General features: G+C 65.8%; 10 protein-coding genes. 3 read left to right on the plus strand and 7 right to left on the minus strand.

Features of this window, described 5'->3' with window-relative positions:
• Positions 1-37: 37 nt before the first annotated feature.
• The 7 genes from E3T61_RS14755 to E3T61_RS14785 all read right to left on the minus strand — a co-directional run bounded on the left by E3T61_RS14755 (position 38) and on the right by E3T61_RS14785 (position 9078).
• A complete protein-coding gene (locus E3T61_RS14755; protein WP_134641591.1) occupies positions 38-2053 on the minus strand; it encodes a beta-galactosidase in 2016 nt (671 codons plus the stop codon).
• Entirely contained in the window at positions 2050-2853 is an 804-nt protein-coding gene (locus E3T61_RS14760) for a carbohydrate ABC transporter permease (protein ID WP_338145532.1), read from the minus strand. The genes E3T61_RS14755 and E3T61_RS14760 overlap by 4 nt, the downstream gene beginning before the upstream one ends.
• Positions 2854-2936: 83 nt before the next feature.
• Positions 2937-3788, minus strand: a complete 852-nt coding sequence (locus E3T61_RS14765) for a carbohydrate ABC transporter permease (RefSeq protein ID WP_241992591.1) — start codon at positions 3786-3788, stop codon at positions 2937-2939.
• Between the two features lie 167 nt (positions 3789-3955).
• Positions 3956-5251, minus strand: a complete 1296-nt coding sequence (locus tag E3T61_RS14770) for an ABC transporter substrate-binding protein (RefSeq protein ID WP_241992592.1) — start codon at positions 5249-5251, stop codon at positions 3956-3958.
• A gap of 113 nt (positions 5252-5364) precedes the next feature.
• A complete protein-coding gene (locus tag E3T61_RS14775) occupies positions 5365-6570 on the minus strand; it encodes an ROK family transcriptional regulator (protein ID WP_134641594.1) in 1206 nt (401 codons plus the stop codon).
• Positions 6567-8033, minus strand: coding sequence for an alpha-L-fucosidase (locus E3T61_RS14780; RefSeq protein WP_134641835.1), 1467 nt, complete (start codon positions 8031-8033; stop codon positions 6567-6569). The genes E3T61_RS14775 and E3T61_RS14780 overlap by 4 nt, the downstream gene beginning before the upstream one ends.
• A 151-nt stretch (positions 8034-8184) precedes the next feature.
• Positions 8185-9078 carry a DUF808 domain-containing protein gene (locus E3T61_RS14785; RefSeq protein WP_134641595.1) on the minus strand — a complete coding sequence of 298 codons (894 nt, stop codon included), beginning with the start codon at positions 9076-9078 and terminating at the stop codon, positions 8185-8187.
• A gap of 134 nt (positions 9079-9212) precedes the next feature.
• On the opposite strand from E3T61_RS14785, the gene E3T61_RS14790 reads away from it, so the two are divergent.
• From E3T61_RS14790 to E3T61_RS14800, 3 genes are all read left to right on the plus strand, one after another.
• Complete coding sequence (locus E3T61_RS14790) at positions 9213-9566, plus strand: VOC family protein (protein WP_134641596.1); 354 nt, start codon at positions 9213-9215, stop codon at positions 9564-9566.
• A 315-nt stretch (positions 9567-9881) separates the two neighbouring features.
• Positions 9882-15497, plus strand: coding sequence for an Ig-like domain-containing protein (locus E3T61_RS14795; protein WP_134641597.1), 5616 nt, complete (start codon positions 9882-9884; stop codon positions 15495-15497).
• A 198-nt stretch (positions 15498-15695) separates the two neighbouring features.
• Complete coding sequence (locus E3T61_RS14800) at positions 15696-17315, plus strand: copper resistance CopC/CopD family protein (RefSeq protein ID WP_166793254.1); 1620 nt, start codon at positions 15696-15698, stop codon at positions 17313-17315.

Consider the following 17315-nt stretch of genomic DNA (forward strand, 5'->3'; position numbering starts at 1 on the left):
GGCCTGTCGAGAGGCACCGCGGCGCCACGGGCCAGCCCTAGTCTGCCGACGTCTCCACCACCCGCACCTCGCCCGCCGGAACCTGGATCGAACCGTGCACCTCGGTGTCGGTGAGCAACTCGCGGCCGGTGACGTCGGCGCTCACGGTGCGCTGGCCGTGGTTGATGAGGAACACGAACCGGCGGGTGCCGGCTTCGCGAACGCCGATTTCGAGGTCGGGGTCGGGCGCGCCGACCAGGGAATCCTGGGCTGGGACGAGGAGCGCCAGGAGGTCGCCGATCGACTGGTTGTCCAATCCCGCCGCCACATAGATGGCCCGACCGCCCCCGTCGAGCGTGCGGAGGGTGATGGCCGGTTCTCCGGCGAGGGGACCGTGACTGAAATGGGCGAGCGGTGCCGCGGAGACCGTGTGCAGGTGCTCGGTCCATTCCGATCCGGTCCACCCATTGTCCAGCTCGAACGTCTCACCGTCCTGCAATGGATAGAACTCCTCGCCCCACACGCCGAGCACGTCCCTGAAAGCGCCGGGATAGCCGCCGAGTCGAACCTGGTTGTTCTCGTCGACGATGCCGGAGAAGGCCGTCACGATGAGGGTTCCGCCCGCGGCGACGAAGTCACCGAGTCTGGCGGCGGTCTCATCGGAGACGAGGAAGAGTTGCGGCACGATCAGGGTTTTGTAGCCGGAGTAGTCGTTCCACGGCGGAATGACGTCGATGCTCTCGCCGCGGCGCCAGAACGCCGCGTGCCAAGCCCGCACCGCCGGTCCGTACGGCATGAAGTTGTTGGGCTTGACGCCTTCGCGCATCGCCCAGCCCGCCTCATTGTCGAAGAGGATGCCGATCGTGGCCGGGCGCACCCTCGAGCCCATCACTGGGGAAAGCCGGTGCAGCTGCGCGCCGAGAGCGGTCACCTCCCGGAAGATCTTCGTGTTTGCGCCGGCATGCGGCACCATCGCCGAATGGAATTGTTCGGCACCGGCGCGGGAGGCCCGCCACTGGAAGAACATGACCCCGTCCGCCCCGTGGGCGATGTGGCTGAGAGCGTTGCGGCTGAGTTCGCCTGGGTTCTTGGCGCGGTTGCGTGGCTGCCAGCTGACGGCGCTCGTGGAGTGCTCCATCAGCAGCCACGGCCGCCGGTCGGTGGTGAGAGAACGCATCCGGTCGCCCGAGAACGCGACGTCCTGCTGCGGGAGGAGGTCCGAGGATCTGGTGTAGTGATCGTTGGCGAGGACGTCCATGTGCGGTGCCCAGCGGGCATAGTCCGTGGCGTCGGCTTCGGCCCCGACCATGAAATTCGTGGTGATGGGAGTGTCGGGGGTGATCTGCTGCAACACAGCCCGCTCAGCCAGGTAGTGCGCCAGGAGCTCATCTGAGCTGAACCGATCGAAGTCCAGCATCAGCGACGGGTTTTTCGAATCGTTGCCGCGCGGGGGGATGATCTCGGAGAAGTCGGTGAAGTTGTGCCCCCAGAATGCGGTGCCCCAGGCTGCGTTGAGGGCGTCGAGGGTGCCGTACTTCTCGGCCAGCCAGCGCCGGAAGGCTTCGGCCGAGACGTCGCAGTAACAGTGCCCGTTGCCGCCGCCGAATTCGTTGCTGACGTGCCACATGACCACATGCTCACGCGAGCCGTACCGTTCGGCGACAGCACGGACAATGCGCAGCGCGTGGGTGCGAAATTCCGGGTTACTGGGGCACCACCCGAGCCGGGCTCCGGCCCAGTGCCGGGTCATGTCACGGTCGACGGGAGGGAACTCGGGATGGGCCGCGAGCAGCCAGCTCGGCGGCGCCGCCGTCGGAGTCGCCAGGTCGATGGTGATGCCGTGTTCTTCGAGGAGGTCGACGATCTCGTCGAACCATTCCCAGTCGTAGTGACCCTCTGCCGTCTCGAGGAGTCCCCAGGCGAAGATGCCCAGCGAGACGATGTTGACGCCGGCCTGCTTCATTAGTTCGACGTCCTCACGCCAAACGGCGCGGTCCCACTGTTCGGGGTTGTAGTCGCCGCCGAAGCTGAGGCCTGTCGTGGGCCATGCCTGATCGGTGTGTGATCTTGTCATCCTTTTACTCCTCCGGAGATTAGGTCGAGTCGCCAGAAACGCTGCAAAAACAGCACGAGGGCGATGAGTGGAATGATCGCAACGGCGGCGCCGGTGATCGCGAGTGAGTAGAGGGCCGGGGATCCGGAGCCCTGAGTGAGCAAGGAACTCAACCCCACTGTGAGAGGGAACGTGGATTGGTCCGCCAGCATGATGTACGGCAAGAGGAAGTTGTTCCAGATGCCGACGAACTGCAGGAGGAAGACGGTGACCATTCCGGGCACCATCAGCGGGAGCACGATGTTCGAGAAGATGCGCCATTCGTTCGCGCCGTCGATCCGGGCGGCCTCCAACGCTTCGTTGGCTATCGCGCCGTCGGCGAAAACCTTGCAGAGGTAGATCCCGAACGGACTGATGATGCTGGGCAACAGCACCGACCAGCGAGTACCCGCCAGTTGCAAGTCGGACAGAAGCAGGTACTGAGGCACCGCGAGGGTGATGCCCGGAATCAGCAGGCCGGCCAGCAGCGCGCCGAAGAAGAACTTCCGGCCCGGGTAGTCGAACTTCGCCAGCGCATAACCCGCCGCGGCCGACACCAGCGTTGAGAGCAGGCCGCCGACCCCGGCATACAGCAGTGAGTTGAGAGCCCACATGCCATACGCGCCGCCGTTGTGCGTGAACAGGTCACCCAAATTGCCGAGCAGCCCGGACCCTGGAGCGAAGCTGAAGGAGTTGAACAGTTCGCCAGGCGCCTTGGAGGCGGCGATGAATACCCACGCCACCGGAACAAGGCAGTAAATCGCGCCGATAAGGAGCAGCACCGTGGGAAGGACTTTCGTGCGCTGCGACGACAGACGCGCAGGCCGACGGGACAGAGCGGGCGCCGTGAATGAGCGTGTGGCCGTCATGCGAGACCTCTTCGGTTCATGCGCCGAACAATTGCGAGAACGAGGAGCGAGATCGCGGCCGTTCCGAACGCCAGGATCATCGACGATGCGGCCGCCGAGGATAGGTTGTCGAGGATGAACGCGTCGCGGTAGATGGACATCAGCGGTGCCCACGTGGTGGAGATGCTGTTGGTGAGCGGCATGAGCATCGCCGGTTCGCCATAGAGCTGCAGTGCTCCCAGAAGCGAGAAGATCGCGGTGAGGATGAGGGCCGGGCCCACCAACGGGATCTTCACATGCAGGGCGATCTGGGTCTCAGTGGCCCCATCGATCCGAGCCGCCTCGACGAGTTCACTGGGGATGCTCCGTAGCGCGGTGTAGATGACGAGCATGTTGAAGCCGATGCCGCCCCAGATCGTGATGTTGGCGATCGACCCGTAGAGTCCCTCCGGCTCGAGGAACGGGATGGACCCGAGGCCGAGCGATTCGGTGACGTAGGAGAACGGGCTGGTGCTGGGCAGGTACATAAAGCCCCACATCAGCGCCGCGACCACTCCGGGGACCGCGTACGGGATGAAGATCGCGGTGCGGCCGAAGCGGGTGAAGCGGGTGCCCTGGGCGTCCAGGAGAAGCGCGAACACGAGCGCGAGTCCCAGGGTCAGCGGCACGGCGATGATGCCGTAGATCGAGAGCCGGCCCAGACCCGCCAGCAGGCTGGCGTCGGCGAACACCTTTGCGTAGTTCTCGAACCAGACGAAGATGGTCTCCTTGGTGCCCAGGATGCCGCCGCCGGTGAGACGTTGGGCGAAGAAACTCGAGCCGAAGGCGTATCCCAACGGGATGATCGTGAACCCGAGGTACAGCAGCATTGCCGGCGCGGAGAAGAAATACGGTGCGCTCCGGGAGCGCAAAGCCGAGCGGCGCCTTGGCCGAGAGGCGCGCCGCAGTGGCACGGCAGCGCCTCCGGCAGGGTCGGTCAGATGGAGCATGGAAGGTGTCGGGCCAGGATCTGCCGTGCGCGGTGTGGTGGCCGGGCTCACTTCCCCTGCTCCACGGTGAAGCCCTGCTCTTTCATGTCGGCCACGACGGCATCTTGAGTGGCGGTGAGCGCATCGGCCCAGGACGTGCCGTTTTGCACAGCGGCGTTCATTGCGTCGGTGAAGGCCGCCGCGGCGACATCCGTGTTCGGGCCCCAGGTGACGGGCTTGGTCGTCTTGGCGATCTCGGCCACCACGTCGTAGTAGTCGGTCTGCTGCGGCATCAGCGCGGGCGGGTCCTGGGTGGTGGCGAGTTCCTGGCCGGACAGAGCGGCGGGGTAGCTGTTCTGCACGTTGAGGATCATCTCGGAGCCCTCTTCGCCGGCGTTGAGCCAGGTGGCGAACTCCGCGGCCTCTTCGGGGTGCTCGCTGGTAGAGGTGACGACAATGGACGAGCCGCCCTGGAACGAGACTGTGGGGTCTTCGGCGTTCCAGCGGGGGAGTGGGGCCAGTTCCCACTTGCCGACGGTGGACGGGGCGACTCCCTCGATGACACCGGGTGCCCACACGGCGGATGGCCAGGACAGCATCGTGCCGTCGTTGAGTTGCTGGTTGTACGTGGGCGTGAGGATCGGGTCGGCGGCGATGAGGCCGTCGTCGTACATGCCCTGGAAGAATTCCAGCACGTGGCGCGAGTTGGCGCCATCGATGTTCACTGTCCAGGTGTCACCGTCGAGTGACCACCAGTCGTCGCCGGCCTGAGCGGCGACGGGGGCGTACCAGCCCCAGCCGTCGGTGCTGAGGGAGGCCAGCGTGAGGCTGGGGTCTTGTGCCTTGATCGTCTCCGCCGCAGTGCGGAAGTCGTCCCAGGTGACGGGGGCGGCAACGCCGAATTTGTCGAAGATGTCGGCCCGGTAGACGAGGGCCATCGGTCCGATGTCCTGCGGTACGGCGAAGGTGTGGCCGTCGAAAGTCGTCTGTTCCCAGGTGCCCGCTGCGAAGTTGTCCTCGACGTCCGAGACGTACTCGGTGATGTCCAGCGGTACACCGGCCACGATCATGCGGGGCAGGGCTGTGTTCTCGACCAGGGCCAGGTCGGGGGCGTTGCCGGCGCGGAGGGCGGTGACCAGTTTGGCAGACGACGTTTCACCGCCGCCGGCGTCGGTGTACTTCACCTGGATATCGGGGTGCGCGTCGTTGAACGCATCGACCTCGGCCTGGGAACCGGGTGCCCACGCCCAATATTCCAGGACAACAGGGTCCCCGTCCGCGCTGCCCGGTGACGAGCACCCGGCGACTGCGATGGTCGAAAGTCCAACGGCGAGGGCCGCTGCAGAAATGCGTGAAATCTTCACAGAGTCTCCTTTGACAGAAAGCTGTTCGGGTTCACATCCGAACGGCTGAGATCAGCTTTCCCGCTCGCGCCCAGGTTTGTCAAGCGACAGAACAAAGTGCGTCGGTGGCCTGTCTAGAAGGGGATAGGGCTTAAACAGCGGTAGAGCGCCAGTGCCGCGGCCGCGCTGGCCCACTCGACAAAATCGAAGTCCGGCATGTCCACTTCGATGTCATCGGCGCCCAGGTGGGTGGCGCGAAGAGCAGCACGGAACGTGTCCATGCGGCCACGGAGCACGGTGTGGCTTTCCCCCGTCAGCACGAGCTTGTCGGGGTCGAGGAGGTTCACGAGGTGTCCCGCAGCGGTGCCGAGCCCCGCTGCCGCGCGCTCGAGGATGAACGCGCAGAGCTCGTCGCCGGCGTCGGCTCGGTCGGCGATCTCGGCGGTGCTGCCGCCGCCGGGAACCGCGCGGGTGAGCGCGATCGTCGAGGATACGCTCCAGAGGCAGCCGCGGTGTCCGAGTGGGCACTCCGGCCCGTCGGCGATGACCGGAATGTGATCGAACCGCCCGGCCGCCCGTCGGGCTCCGCGCATGATTCGACGGTCCGTCACGATACCGAAACCGATCTCTTCACCGACAGAGATCAGCACCATGCTGTCTTGGCCCTCCGCCAGCCGAGGCCATTGCTCGAACGCAGTCAGGGCCACGACGTCGTCATCGACCCAGAGCGGGATCGACCACTGGCTCTCGAAGCGTTCGCGCAGCGCGTCGTCGATTGCGCGGATACGTGCCGAGCCCGGGTCGAGCCCGACTCTGGCGAGTGGACCGCAAATGGCTACGGCCGCGACCCGGAACCCGATTGACGCCTCCCGCAGCATGCCTCCGGCACACTCCAACAGCTCCTCGGGACACTCCGTTGTGAGGGAGGCGTTGGACTTCCAAGCCACACTGCCATCGAGGTTGATCAGGGCCGCGATGACCTCGTTGCCATGAAGGTGAAGGCCGAGGAACTGGTATGCGGTAGTGGCCGCATAGAGCATTTCCGCCGGCCGGCCGGTGGTGGAGCGCTGCTCCCGTTGACCCTCGACGATCAGCCCCGCCTCCTCGAGGCTGCGGGTGACCGCGGTGAGGCGGGCGCGGGTGACTCCGAGCTTGCGTGCGATCTCGATGCGGGGCAGTCCGCCACGCCAGAGGACCTGGTTGAAGGCCGCCTGGGTGGTGGGGTGCAGCTCCGGCCAGCGCTCAAGGCCGCTGTGCCGCTCCAATGCTCCGGCCACGCCCGGCGCCGGCGGGTGGGCGAGGGGTCCACTCGCGCTCGTTTCCCCCGGGGGCACGCTCACCGTGGCCTCCTGCTGCTGTGCTCAACGGGACTCTCGATGGTCGCCAACGAGACCAAGGCCGGTGTTCCCCGGCTCACCTTGAGCGCCACGCTGAGACGGTCGGTCACGACCGGGGTGTCGAATCTGAGGATTCGGCGGTATCCGATGGAGCGTGCCCTGGCCACCTCGACGAGTCCGTCGGCGGTGTCGGCGTGCACTGTCACGTGCTCGAGTCGTTGGCCGAGCCGGATGTCCTCACTGAGCACAACCGCCTCGATGGATCTGGCCTCCGGAAGCCGCACGGCGATCGTCGGGTGCGGGTCCAGAGGATCCGGCTGCCACGTTCGATCCGGGGTGGGGCCGAATTCCGCGGATAGGGCTGCCGCGTCCTGGCCGTCTCGACCGAGTGTGGAGGAGGGCGTGAGGGCGGCGGGAATCGTGCGTGCGCGAAAGTCGGAAATGAGCTGCCCCAACCTCTGCAGCTCGTGCACGTCAGGGTCTGCCACCAGGCCCCTGGCGGTGGGTGGAATGTTCAGGAGGAAGGTGGCGTTGCCGCCCGCTGAGGAACACCAGATCTGAAAGAGCTCGTCGGCTGAGCGCACCTTCTGGTCTTCGGACGGGTGGTGGAACCAGCCCGGCCGGATGGACGTGTTCACCTCGGCCGGATACCAGACCAGGTCATCCAGCTTTCCCTTCAGCGCGTCCCGGCTGCCCAGATCGTCATCGTTGCTCCGGACGAGTGAGGCGAACACGCCGTCGTCGACCTGCTGGGATTGTTCGGCGATGCGCTCAGCGTCGCGGAGCGATCCGGGTACGACGCTCCATTCGTCGGCACGAGTGTGGCCGGCTTCGTTGCCGCACCATCGAACGTCCGGACCGCACACACTGATCACGGCTCCGGGCTGCAATCGACGAATCACGGCGTAGTACCGATCCCAGTCATAGGTTTGAACCCGACCGTCGGGCCCTTCACCGTTGGCGCCGTCGAACCACACTGAGAAGATCGGGCCGTATTGCGTCAGCACCTCGGTGAGTTGGGCGATGAAGAAGTCGTCGTATGCGCGCCCGGAGCCGTAGCTGCTCTCGGTGCGATCCCAGGGGGAGAGGTAGATGCCCACGCTGAGCCCGTGACGCCGGGCCGAGTCGGCCACCTCCCCGAGGAGGTCACCGGTGCCGTCTCGCCACGGGGACGCGGCCACGGTGTGCCCGGTGACCTTGCTCGGCCAGAGGCAGAATCCGTCGTGGTGCTTCGCGGTGAGGATGACGCCCGTCATTCCGGCGCTCAGGGCCGCCCGCATCCACTGGTCGACATCGAGTTCGTCCGGATCGAACAGGGCCGGGTCCTCGTGGCCGAGGCCCCATTCGCGATCGGTCATCGTATTCATACCGAAGTGAATGAATGCGTAGAACTCCAGGGCCTGCCAGGTGAGTTGCCTCGCACTGGGCTTGACCGAGGACAGCGCGGCCACCTCATCGTTGCTCATGGTCGCCACGTTCACTCCTTTGTGTTTGTATTGCCGAGTAACAAACGTCAGCATAACCGATGTGCGAAGTGAAAGCCCAGACCCAACCGGTCTGTTGTGGAGGATAGACAACCCTCACGCGGCGGAGGAAGGTTCCGCGTCAGTCCCCGGGTCAGTGCGCGGCGGCATCCGCCCGGTTGCGGGAGAACAACCGCGACACCCCGGTGACGATGACGACCACGAGTATGCCCAGAACGAGCCCGAACACTGCAGACATCGCCGTGTCGGCAAGCCAGACCACAACGGGCCCGGCGGCTTCGACCGCGTGGGTCACCACGTGCAGCAGATCGTAGGGGCCGTGCCAGAACGTCTCGGCCAGGTTCGTGATCACGAGGTGACCACCGACCCAGAGCATGGCGACTGTGCCGATGATGCTGATCACCGTGAACACGCCGGGCATCGCGGCCACGATGCGCGCGCCGGTGCGCCGCACCTGCCGGGCTGAGTTCTTCATCATCGACAGCCCGATGTCGTCGATCTTCACCAGCAGGGCCACCGCTCCATAGACCAGCAACGTCATGCCCAGGCCGATGACCACCAGGGCGCCGAGCGTCATCCAGATGCCGAAGTCGGGATCGAGGCTGGCCAGCGCGATGAGCATGATTTCGGTGCTGAGGATGAGGTCGGTGCGGATGGCGCCGAAGATCAGCTTGCCCTCGTCCCTGACGTCGGTCTCTTCGACGGCGTGATGCACGCCGAACCACTCGGTGACCTTTTCCGCACCCTCGAAGCACAGGTACGTGCCGCCAAGGATCAGCAGGAACGGCAGCACCCAGGGCGCGAACGCCGAGAGGAGCAGAGCGAGAGGGATGATGATGACGAACTTGTTGAACAGGCTGCCCAGCGCGATCCGCCACACCACGTGGAGTTCTCTGGCCGGCGTGAGGCCCTGCACATACTGCGGGGTGACTGCAGCGTCGTCGATGACGACGCCGGCGGTCTTCGCGCTGGCTTTGAGGGCTGCGGTCAGAATGTCATCGACAACGGCAAGTAGGCCGACCGACATGCGGTTCTCCTCGGATCGGGGCGTCGTCCTCTTGCACGGCGACGGCAATGGTGTCCAGAGTACCGTGCGGCCGGGACGGTATTTCGTGCGAATTCCGTGGTACCCGGCCCGACCCTGCCGGTTACCCTGTGGGCATGTCATTGATCTGGGAAGAAGTCGTCGTGGACAGCCGTGACCCGAAAACGCTCGGGCTGTGGTGGCGGGACGCCTTGGGTTGGGTTGTGGTCGGCGAGAGCGCCGACGAGGTCGAGATTGCGCCGGCGGCGGGTGCCCACCCGACGCTGCTCTTCGGTGCTGTGCCCGAGGAGAAGCGGGTCAAGAATCGGCTCCACCTCGATTTCGTCCCCGACGACCAGGCCGCCGAGGTCGACCGCCTGATCGCCCTGGGCGCCGGCCGAGCGGACGTCGGCCAGATTGACGTTCCCTGGGTGGTTCTCACCGACCCCGAGGGCAACGAATTCTGCGTCCTGGCGGCCCGCCCCGCGTAGCAGCCAGGCTGTGTCCCCAAGCGGCCGATACTGTAATCCGCTGGATGCGCTGTGCGACTCAGCTGGGATGAGGGCCGCGTCGTCATATACGGCGCTAATTGGCCACTAGGTGCGCCGGGACGAGTCCTGGTGCCCGGCCACGGGTCTGTCGGCGGGGCTGACGCGGTGTAGGGCTTCCCTGCCCACTCGCACTCGACCGACCTCGATTCGGGTGCCAGATGACACTTGTGTCATAAATGGCCGGTTTCCGGAAGGAAGTGCGCATCATCGTCGCATAAGTCCGCAGCTCGCGCTCCGAGTGATAGGGGAACCACCATGTACCCATCTGCCCACCCACCCTTCCGCCGGGCCCAGAGGCGTCGTCTGGCCGGGCCGGCCGTGATCGGGGCGCTGGCGCTGCTGATCTCTGGCCTCGTCCCCATGGGGGGACTGGCCAATCCGTTCGGGGCCGATGTCGCACAGGCGGCAGTCCTCTGGAGCGCCACCGACGAGTCGAAGGTGCCCCACTACTTCGGTCCGTACCCGAACTGGGCGAACAGCCCGCAAACGTTGGCGGATGCGATGGTGACCTTCAGCGTCGGAACCCCGACGCCGATGCTGTACGGAAACCCGCTGACCGAACGCAGGTATGCGACCGATTACGCGAAACCGACCGGTGAGATGGGTCCGGTGCTGGTGGTGCTCGATCACAACAAGTTGCCTGACGGCACCCTCAACGATTTCCAGAGCTGGAACCAAGGCATCGCAGGAAACAGCCCGACCACCTCGGCGGGGAACACTTTCCATGCGCTCGTGCTGCGACCCACCGGCACCGCCGGTGAGTACGGCGTGGTCTATGCCAGTGACGAGCTGAAGGTGCCGACACCGACGGTGGCCACAGGCGAGGTCGAGACCTATGCGGTACCGGCGGTGGCAGTGAAAAAGAACGACGTGATCGGCTTCTACGGCCAGGGTATTCCTGTCGACATCGACATCCCGGCCAACGGTGACACCCTGAGCACACCGGCGAGCGGTGACCCCACGATGGCCGTCAACGTCGCTCCGGCCACGGACAGCACGATCAAGCTCGGCGCCGCGAACTACCCGGATTTCTCGCACGATCGCACGTACTCTTTCGGTGCAGACGTCACACCGACCGTTGCCGATCCGGGCAATGGAGCCGAGGCCACCGCCACGGTCGACCCGAAAACGGGCGCCATTTCCGGTGTCACGGTGACCAGCCCGGGTTCCGGCTACGCGGTCCCGCCGACCGTGCAGATCACCACCGGTGGGGTTGTTCCGACCGCCGTGGCCAAGGCAACCGCCAAGATCGCCACAGGAGTCATCACGAGCGTCAAAGTCAATGAGACCGGATACGGGTTCACCGCTCCAGCAGTGACCCTGACGGGTGGGAACCCCACTGCCGGCTCCGAAGCGCACGCGCTGGCCAGCGGGACCGTCGATAATCTCACACTGACCGACGGAGGCAAGGGCTATCAGGCCCAGCCGCTGGTGACCATCTCCAAGCCTGACCTCCCGGACGGCGAGCAGGCCACCGCCAGCGCGACGATGGACGCCAACGGCACCGTCACCGGTGTCGACCTGGCGAACGCCGGTAGCGGATACACCTCGGCCCCGACCGTGACCGTCACCGACGCCAGCAAGAACGCTCCCGACCAAGAGGCCAAGGTCGAGACCACCATCGGTGTCACCCGCATCGACGTGATCGACGGCGGCGCAGGCTACGACTCCGCCCCGACGGTGACGATCGCCGATACCGTGGGCACAGCCGACAAGGGGGCCAGTGCCACCGCCACCGTCGCGGTGAAGGGCTCGGTCACCGATGTCGTGGTCACTACCCCCGGCGCGGGCTACCTCACCCCCGGGATCAAGAAGTTCGTCGACACCCTCCCAGGACAGGGCGAGGCCAACGCCAACGACCTCGGCCAGTACATCCCGGTTGCGGTACCGGACACCACCACCTACCCGGGCACCGACTACTACGAGATCGCCGTTGTGCAGTACCGGATGAAGTTCCACCGTGACCTGCCCGCCACTCTCCTGCGGGGTTACGTCCAGCTCTCGACCAGCGTGGTCCCGGGCAAGAAGGTCGCCCTCGGCAACGCCAACCTCGACCCCGCCCTGCCCGACAGCCCGATCAGCTTCGCCGGGGTGGACAAGCCGCACTACCTCGGCCCGACCATCGTCGCGTCGAAGAACAAGCCCGTCCGAGTGCTGTTCCGCAACTTGCTGCCCACCGGCGTGGCCGGCGACCTGTTCCTCCCGGTCGACACCTCGGTGATGGGTGCCGGCGCCGGCCCCGACATGATGACTCTTGATCCGACCACCAAGGTTCCGATGGATATGGCCACGGACGAGAAGAGCGTGCTGGACGGTGTTCGCAACCCGATGTGCGGCCAGACGCCGAAACCGACCACCTGTTACTCGGAGAACCGGGCCACTCTGCATCTGCACGGTGGGATCACTCCCTGGATCAGTGATGGCACGCCGCACCAGTGGGTGACCCCCACAGGTGAGAACACCGCATATCCGAAGGGTGTCAGCGTCAGTAACGTGCCGGACATGCCCGACCCGGGCCCCGGTGCCGAGACCTTCTTCTACACCAACCAGCAGAGCGCGCGGATGATGTTCTACCACGACCACTCCTGGGGAATCACCCGGCTCAACGTGTACGCCGGTGAAGAAGCCGGGTACATGATCACCGACGACACCGAACAGAAACTGATGGCGCCCGGTGGCGCCCTCGAGGGCCTCGGAATGGGCACGTCGCTGACCATCCAGGACAAGACCTTCGTGCCGAGTGCGACGCGGATGGCCCAACTCGACCCGACCTGGGACGCGAGCAAATGGGGCGGAGAGGGCAATCTCTGGCAGCCGCACGTCTACATGCCCGCGCAGAACCCGGGCGACCCCAGCGGAATGAGTGCCTTCGGCCGCTGGTTCTACGGCCCCTGGTTCTGGCCGCCGGCGAAGGATGCCAAATACCCGCCCATGGCCAATCCTTACTATGACCCCACCTGCGACCCGAACAAGGCAGACTTCTGTGAGCCCGCCTTGATCCCGTCGACACCGAACAACTCCGTGGGTATGGAAGCCTTCCACGACACTCCAATCGTGAACGGCACCGCCTACCCGACCACGACGATGGACCCGAAGTCATACCGGTTCCGTATCCTCAACGGTTCCGACGACCGGTTCTGGAACCTGTCCTGGTACGTCGCCGATCCCGCTACCGGCACTGAGGTCGCCCTCAAGGCCAGCGAGGTCTCCCAGGCGCAGACCGACCCGGTCGTCACGCCGACACCGGACACCACGAAGAGCCCCAAGGGTCCGGACTGGATCCAGATCGGCAACGAGGGCGGATTCCTGCCGACGCCGGCAGTGGTGCCCGCTCACGAGACGACGTGGATCACCGACGCGACCCGGTTCGACGTCGGCAACGTCGATCAGCACTCCCTGCTGCTCGCACCCGCCGAACGTGCCGACGTGATCGTCGACTTCTCCGCCTACAAGGGCAAGACGCTGATCCTCTACAACGACGCTCCGGCGGCATTCCCCGCCCGTATCCCCGGCTACGACTACTACACCGGCGGGCCGGACATGTCACCGGCCGGAGCTCCAACAACTCTGCCCGGCTACGGCCCCGACACCCGGTCGGTCATGCAGGTCAAGGTCTCGAACAGCGCACCCGCGTTGGCCTTCGACCGCCCCAACACCACGGCCGACCAGATGGGCAAGCTGATGGCGGCCTTCGACCACCACACCGACGCAGCCGGCAAACCCGCCGGTGTCTTCGAGTCGAGCCAGAACCCGATCGTGGTGGGCCAATCCGCCTACAACCAGGCCTACGGGACAGGCTTTGTCGGCAGCGGGTACTGCAACACCGCCACCAACCCCACCGCCAAATGCGACGGCTTCGCCCGGATCAACGAGCAAGGAGGAGACAAATTCAAGTTCGACACCCTGTCTGGCACTCAGCTCAGCATTCCCATCGAGGGCAAGAGTGTGCACGACGAGATGAACTCGGCGAACTTCGATGAGTGGGGGCGGATGAGCGGCAATATCGGGCTGGAAGGGCCGGGAGCGACCCCGTTGCTGCAAAACGTCATCCTCTACCCGTACGTCAACCCCGCCACGGAGAAGCTGGATGGAACCAAGGGCACAAACAGCCTCAACGTGACTCCGATCTCCACCAACGCCGACGGCACCCAGATCTGGAAGATCACCCACAACGGCGTGGACACCCATCCGTTGCACTTCCATCTCAACGACGTGCAGGTGTTGAACCGGGTCACCTGGGACAACATCATCATTCCCCCCGACCCGACAGAACTCGGCTGGAAAGACACCGTGAGGGTCAGCCCACTCGAAGACACGATCGTGGCGGTCCGGCCCATCCTGCCGAAACTCCCGTTCGCCATCCCGGACAGCAACCGACCACTCAACCCGATGATGCCGCTGGGTGCAAAAGGTTCAACGACCGGTCCGAACGGGTCCGAAGCCGGGTTCAACAACACCGACGCCACGGGCAACCCGATTGACCCGATTACCAACGTCATGACCAACTTCGGCTGGGAGTACGTGTGGCATTGCCACATTCTCAGTCACGAGGAGATGGACATGATGCGACCGATCACGGTCAGCGCACCGCGCACGCTCCCTGACAGCTCGGTACTGAAGTTCACCCGACCCGCGAGTGACGTGCTGCTGAGCTGGACCGATGGAACCCCGGTGTCGATCACCGATCCCACCACATGGGGCAACCCGAAGAACGAGATCGGCTACAAGATCGAGCGCGCACCGTTGACCAACGGTTCGCTCGGGGCCTACGCCCAGATCGCCACCGCCCTGGCGAACGTGACGACCTTCGCCGACACAACGGCGGGGACCGGCCAGTACGCCTACAGGGTCACGGCGTGGAACGCGGCCGGCAACATGGTGTCCGCAGTTGTGCTCACCGCGGCCACCACACCCAAGGTGACCGCCCAGACCCCCGCAGCAGGGGCTACGGGGGTGGCCACCAGCATCCATCCGACCGTCACGTTCAGTGAAGCGGTCACCGGGGTCAACACCAGCAGCGTCACGCTGAAGCAGGGCACTACGACCGTTCCGGCCGCGGTGACCTACAACGCAACGACGCGGACGGCCACACTCGCCCCGTCGGCGGCGCTCGCCGCGGACAAGGTGTACACCCTCTCGGTGACCCCGGCTATCAAGAGTGTGTCGGGCGGATCGGTAGCCGCGACGAGCTGGACCTTCACCACCGGCCCAAGTCCGACGGTCAGCAGCACCAACCCTGCCGCCGGAGCAACCGGTATCGGCTTGGGAACGACAACGGCGAGGACCCCGCTGAGTGCAACGTTCAGCGAGGCCGTGAGCGGCCTGCCCACCACGGCGGCCAGTACGCCCAACTTCACCCTGAAACTGGGGACGGCGATCGTCGCCTCGAAGGTTGCCTATAAGGCCTCTAACCGGGTCGTCACGCTGACTCCAGATGCCCCGTTGGTCGCTGACAGCACCTACACACTGACGCTGACCAGCTCGGTCACGGACGTGGTCGGGAACCCGCTGACCGCCAAGTCGTGGACCTTCATCACCGGTCCGGCGCCCGTGATTACGGCTCGGACCCCGGCGGTGAATGCCACCAGGGTGAGTCGCACCGCGAACATCACGGTGACCTTCAGCGAGCCTGTCACGGGTCTGCCGGCCGCGGCTGCGGCGAGCGCGAATTTCACGCTCAAGCGCACGTCTAACGGATCCGCCGTCACCGCGGCGGTCAGCTACTCCGCCGCGGCGAAGCTCGCGACGCTCAACCCCGCCGGCACACTCCGGGCCAACACTCAGTACACCGTCACGCTCAGTAACGGCATCAAGGACGCCGCCGGCAACCTCTTGGCACCCGTCACCTGGACGTTCACGACGGGCCCGTAGCGCCACCCCATCCACACCGCCGCCCGCTGACGGGACCGGGCGGCGGTGTGCCACACCCCGTGATGACACCGGCACGAGCAGGAGGAGGCAGTTGTGTTGAGCACACCGACCTACCGATTACGGAACCAGGGCCCTCGGACTCAGGCAGCGTTTTCGTATCGGCCCGTTTCTCACCGGCTGGTCGGGGTACTGTTCGCCGTGCTCGCACTGACCCTGGCACTGCCGGCGGCGCCGGCCTCGGCGCATGCCGAGCTGGTGTCGACGACACCAGCCGAGGGCGAGGTGCTCGTGAAGGCACCGAGTTCGGTCGAGTTCACCTTCGACGAGCCGGTGTTTCTCGTCCCCGATGGCTTTCAGCTCTACGACGGGAGCGGCGGTCACCACACTGTGTCGACCAAGATGGTGGATGCCACGGTGCGGGCCACCCTGCCGGCCAACCTTGCCGACGGCAGCTATCTGCTCGGCTGGCGAGTGGTCTCCGACGACTCCCACCCCGAATCCGGGGTGCTGTCGTTCGCCGTGGGACAGGCCAGTGCCTCGGCACCGATAGTCGTTGAGACAGACACCGGGCCGGTGGACATCCTGTATGGGATCGTGACCGCTCTGGGCTATATCGGCCTCTTCTGCCTCGTAGGGCTCACGGTATTCGACCTGTTCATCGCTCGAGCGCCGGTGGCGGGACGGCGGCTGCCCCGGCTGGCGGCACTCGTCGCGGTCAGTGCCTACATCGTGTTGGTACCCCTCACCGTGGTGCGGGAACGCGGGTCCGCTCTGAGCGCTCTGGTCGATTCAGCCGTGACGTTGGCGGGGTTGTCGGCGGGGGCCGTCATGACGCTGGTTTTCGCAGCGGCCGGCAGCGCGCTCATGCTGCTCCGGGCTCGGCTGTTGCGCCGGCAGGCCGTGTGGGTTGGAACGGCAGGAGCCGCTCTTGCGTTGGCCTCGGTACTTCCCGTCGGCCATACCCGCACCTTCGGTCCAACCTGGCTCGTGATGGGCGCCGACCTGGTTCACGCGGCCTCGGCAGCGATGTGGCTCGGCGGCCTCATCGGGCTGCTCCTGTATCTCAGCCGCGCCCGCCGTCGGCAGGGCAACCCCGCCGAGGCTGCCGTCGTTCTGGGTAGGTTCTCCGTTGCCGCCGGTGGGCTGGCCGTCATGCTGGGGGTAACCGGCACCATCCTGGCCGTGGTGATCGTCGGCTCGGTTCCTGCCCTCGTCGGGAGTGCCTATGGGCAGCTTCTGCTGGTCAAAGTGGGCATGGTCGTTATGATCGGCGGGCTCGCAGGATGGAACAGGTTCGGGCTCGTGCCACGGGTATCACGCCAGGAGCTCACGGGGCGGGCCTGGCGCCTGCTGACGTTGGTTCTGCGCCTGGAGGCAGTGGGAGTGGTACTGGTTCTCGGGCTCACGTCGGCCCTGACTCTGCAGAACCCCCGGGCGACAGATACTTCCCTCGGGGCCGCCCCGGCCGCGGCCCACGTGCTCTCCGCGGGCGGCACCCCCGTGCTCGCCGAACTCGGCACCGGGCACCTGAACGGCCGGTTTCGCCCAGGAGAGTCAGGGGCCAGCGTCATCACCTTCGATCTCTCGGATGCCGGCGGCTCACCCATCGTTCCTCTGGGCCTTCCGCAGGTGAGCGCGGCCGAGCCCAACCTGAGCCTGGGTCCGGTTCTCGCCGAGGTGGAACCCGGTCAAACGCCCGGCAGCTACCGAGCCGTGATGGTGCTGCCCGAGCCGGGGCAGTGGAAGATCACCGTCGCGGTGCGGGTCAACGAACTGGAACGGCCCGCGGCCGTGATCGATGTGGCGGTGTCGGGGTGA

The organism is Cryobacterium lactosi (assembly GCF_004403945.1).
Classification (GTDB): domain Bacteria; phylum Actinomycetota; class Actinomycetes; order Actinomycetales; family Microbacteriaceae; genus Cryobacterium; species Cryobacterium lactosi.

Excerpts from the sequence above, each read along its gene's own strand:
- E3T61_RS14755 (WP_134641591.1), bottom strand. The coding sequence starts at position 2,053 with ATGACAAGATCACACACCGATCAGGCATGGCCCACGACAGGCCTCAGC.
- E3T61_RS14765 (WP_241992591.1), bottom strand. The coding sequence starts at position 3,788 with ATGCTGCTGTACCTCGGGTTCACGATCATCCCGTTGGGATACGCCTTC.
- E3T61_RS14780 (WP_134641835.1), bottom strand. The coding sequence starts at position 8,033 with ATGAGCAACGATGAGGTGGCCGCGCTGTCCTCGGTCAAGCCCAGTGCG.
- E3T61_RS14785 (WP_134641595.1), bottom strand. The coding sequence starts at position 9,078 with ATGTCGGTCGGCCTACTTGCCGTTGTCGATGACATTCTGACCGCAGCC.
- E3T61_RS14790 (WP_134641596.1), top strand. The coding sequence starts at position 9,213 with ATGTCATTGATCTGGGAAGAAGTCGTCGTGGACAGCCGTGACCCGAAA.
- E3T61_RS14795 (WP_134641597.1), top strand. The coding sequence starts at position 9,882 with ATGTACCCATCTGCCCACCCACCCTTCCGCCGGGCCCAGAGGCGTCGT.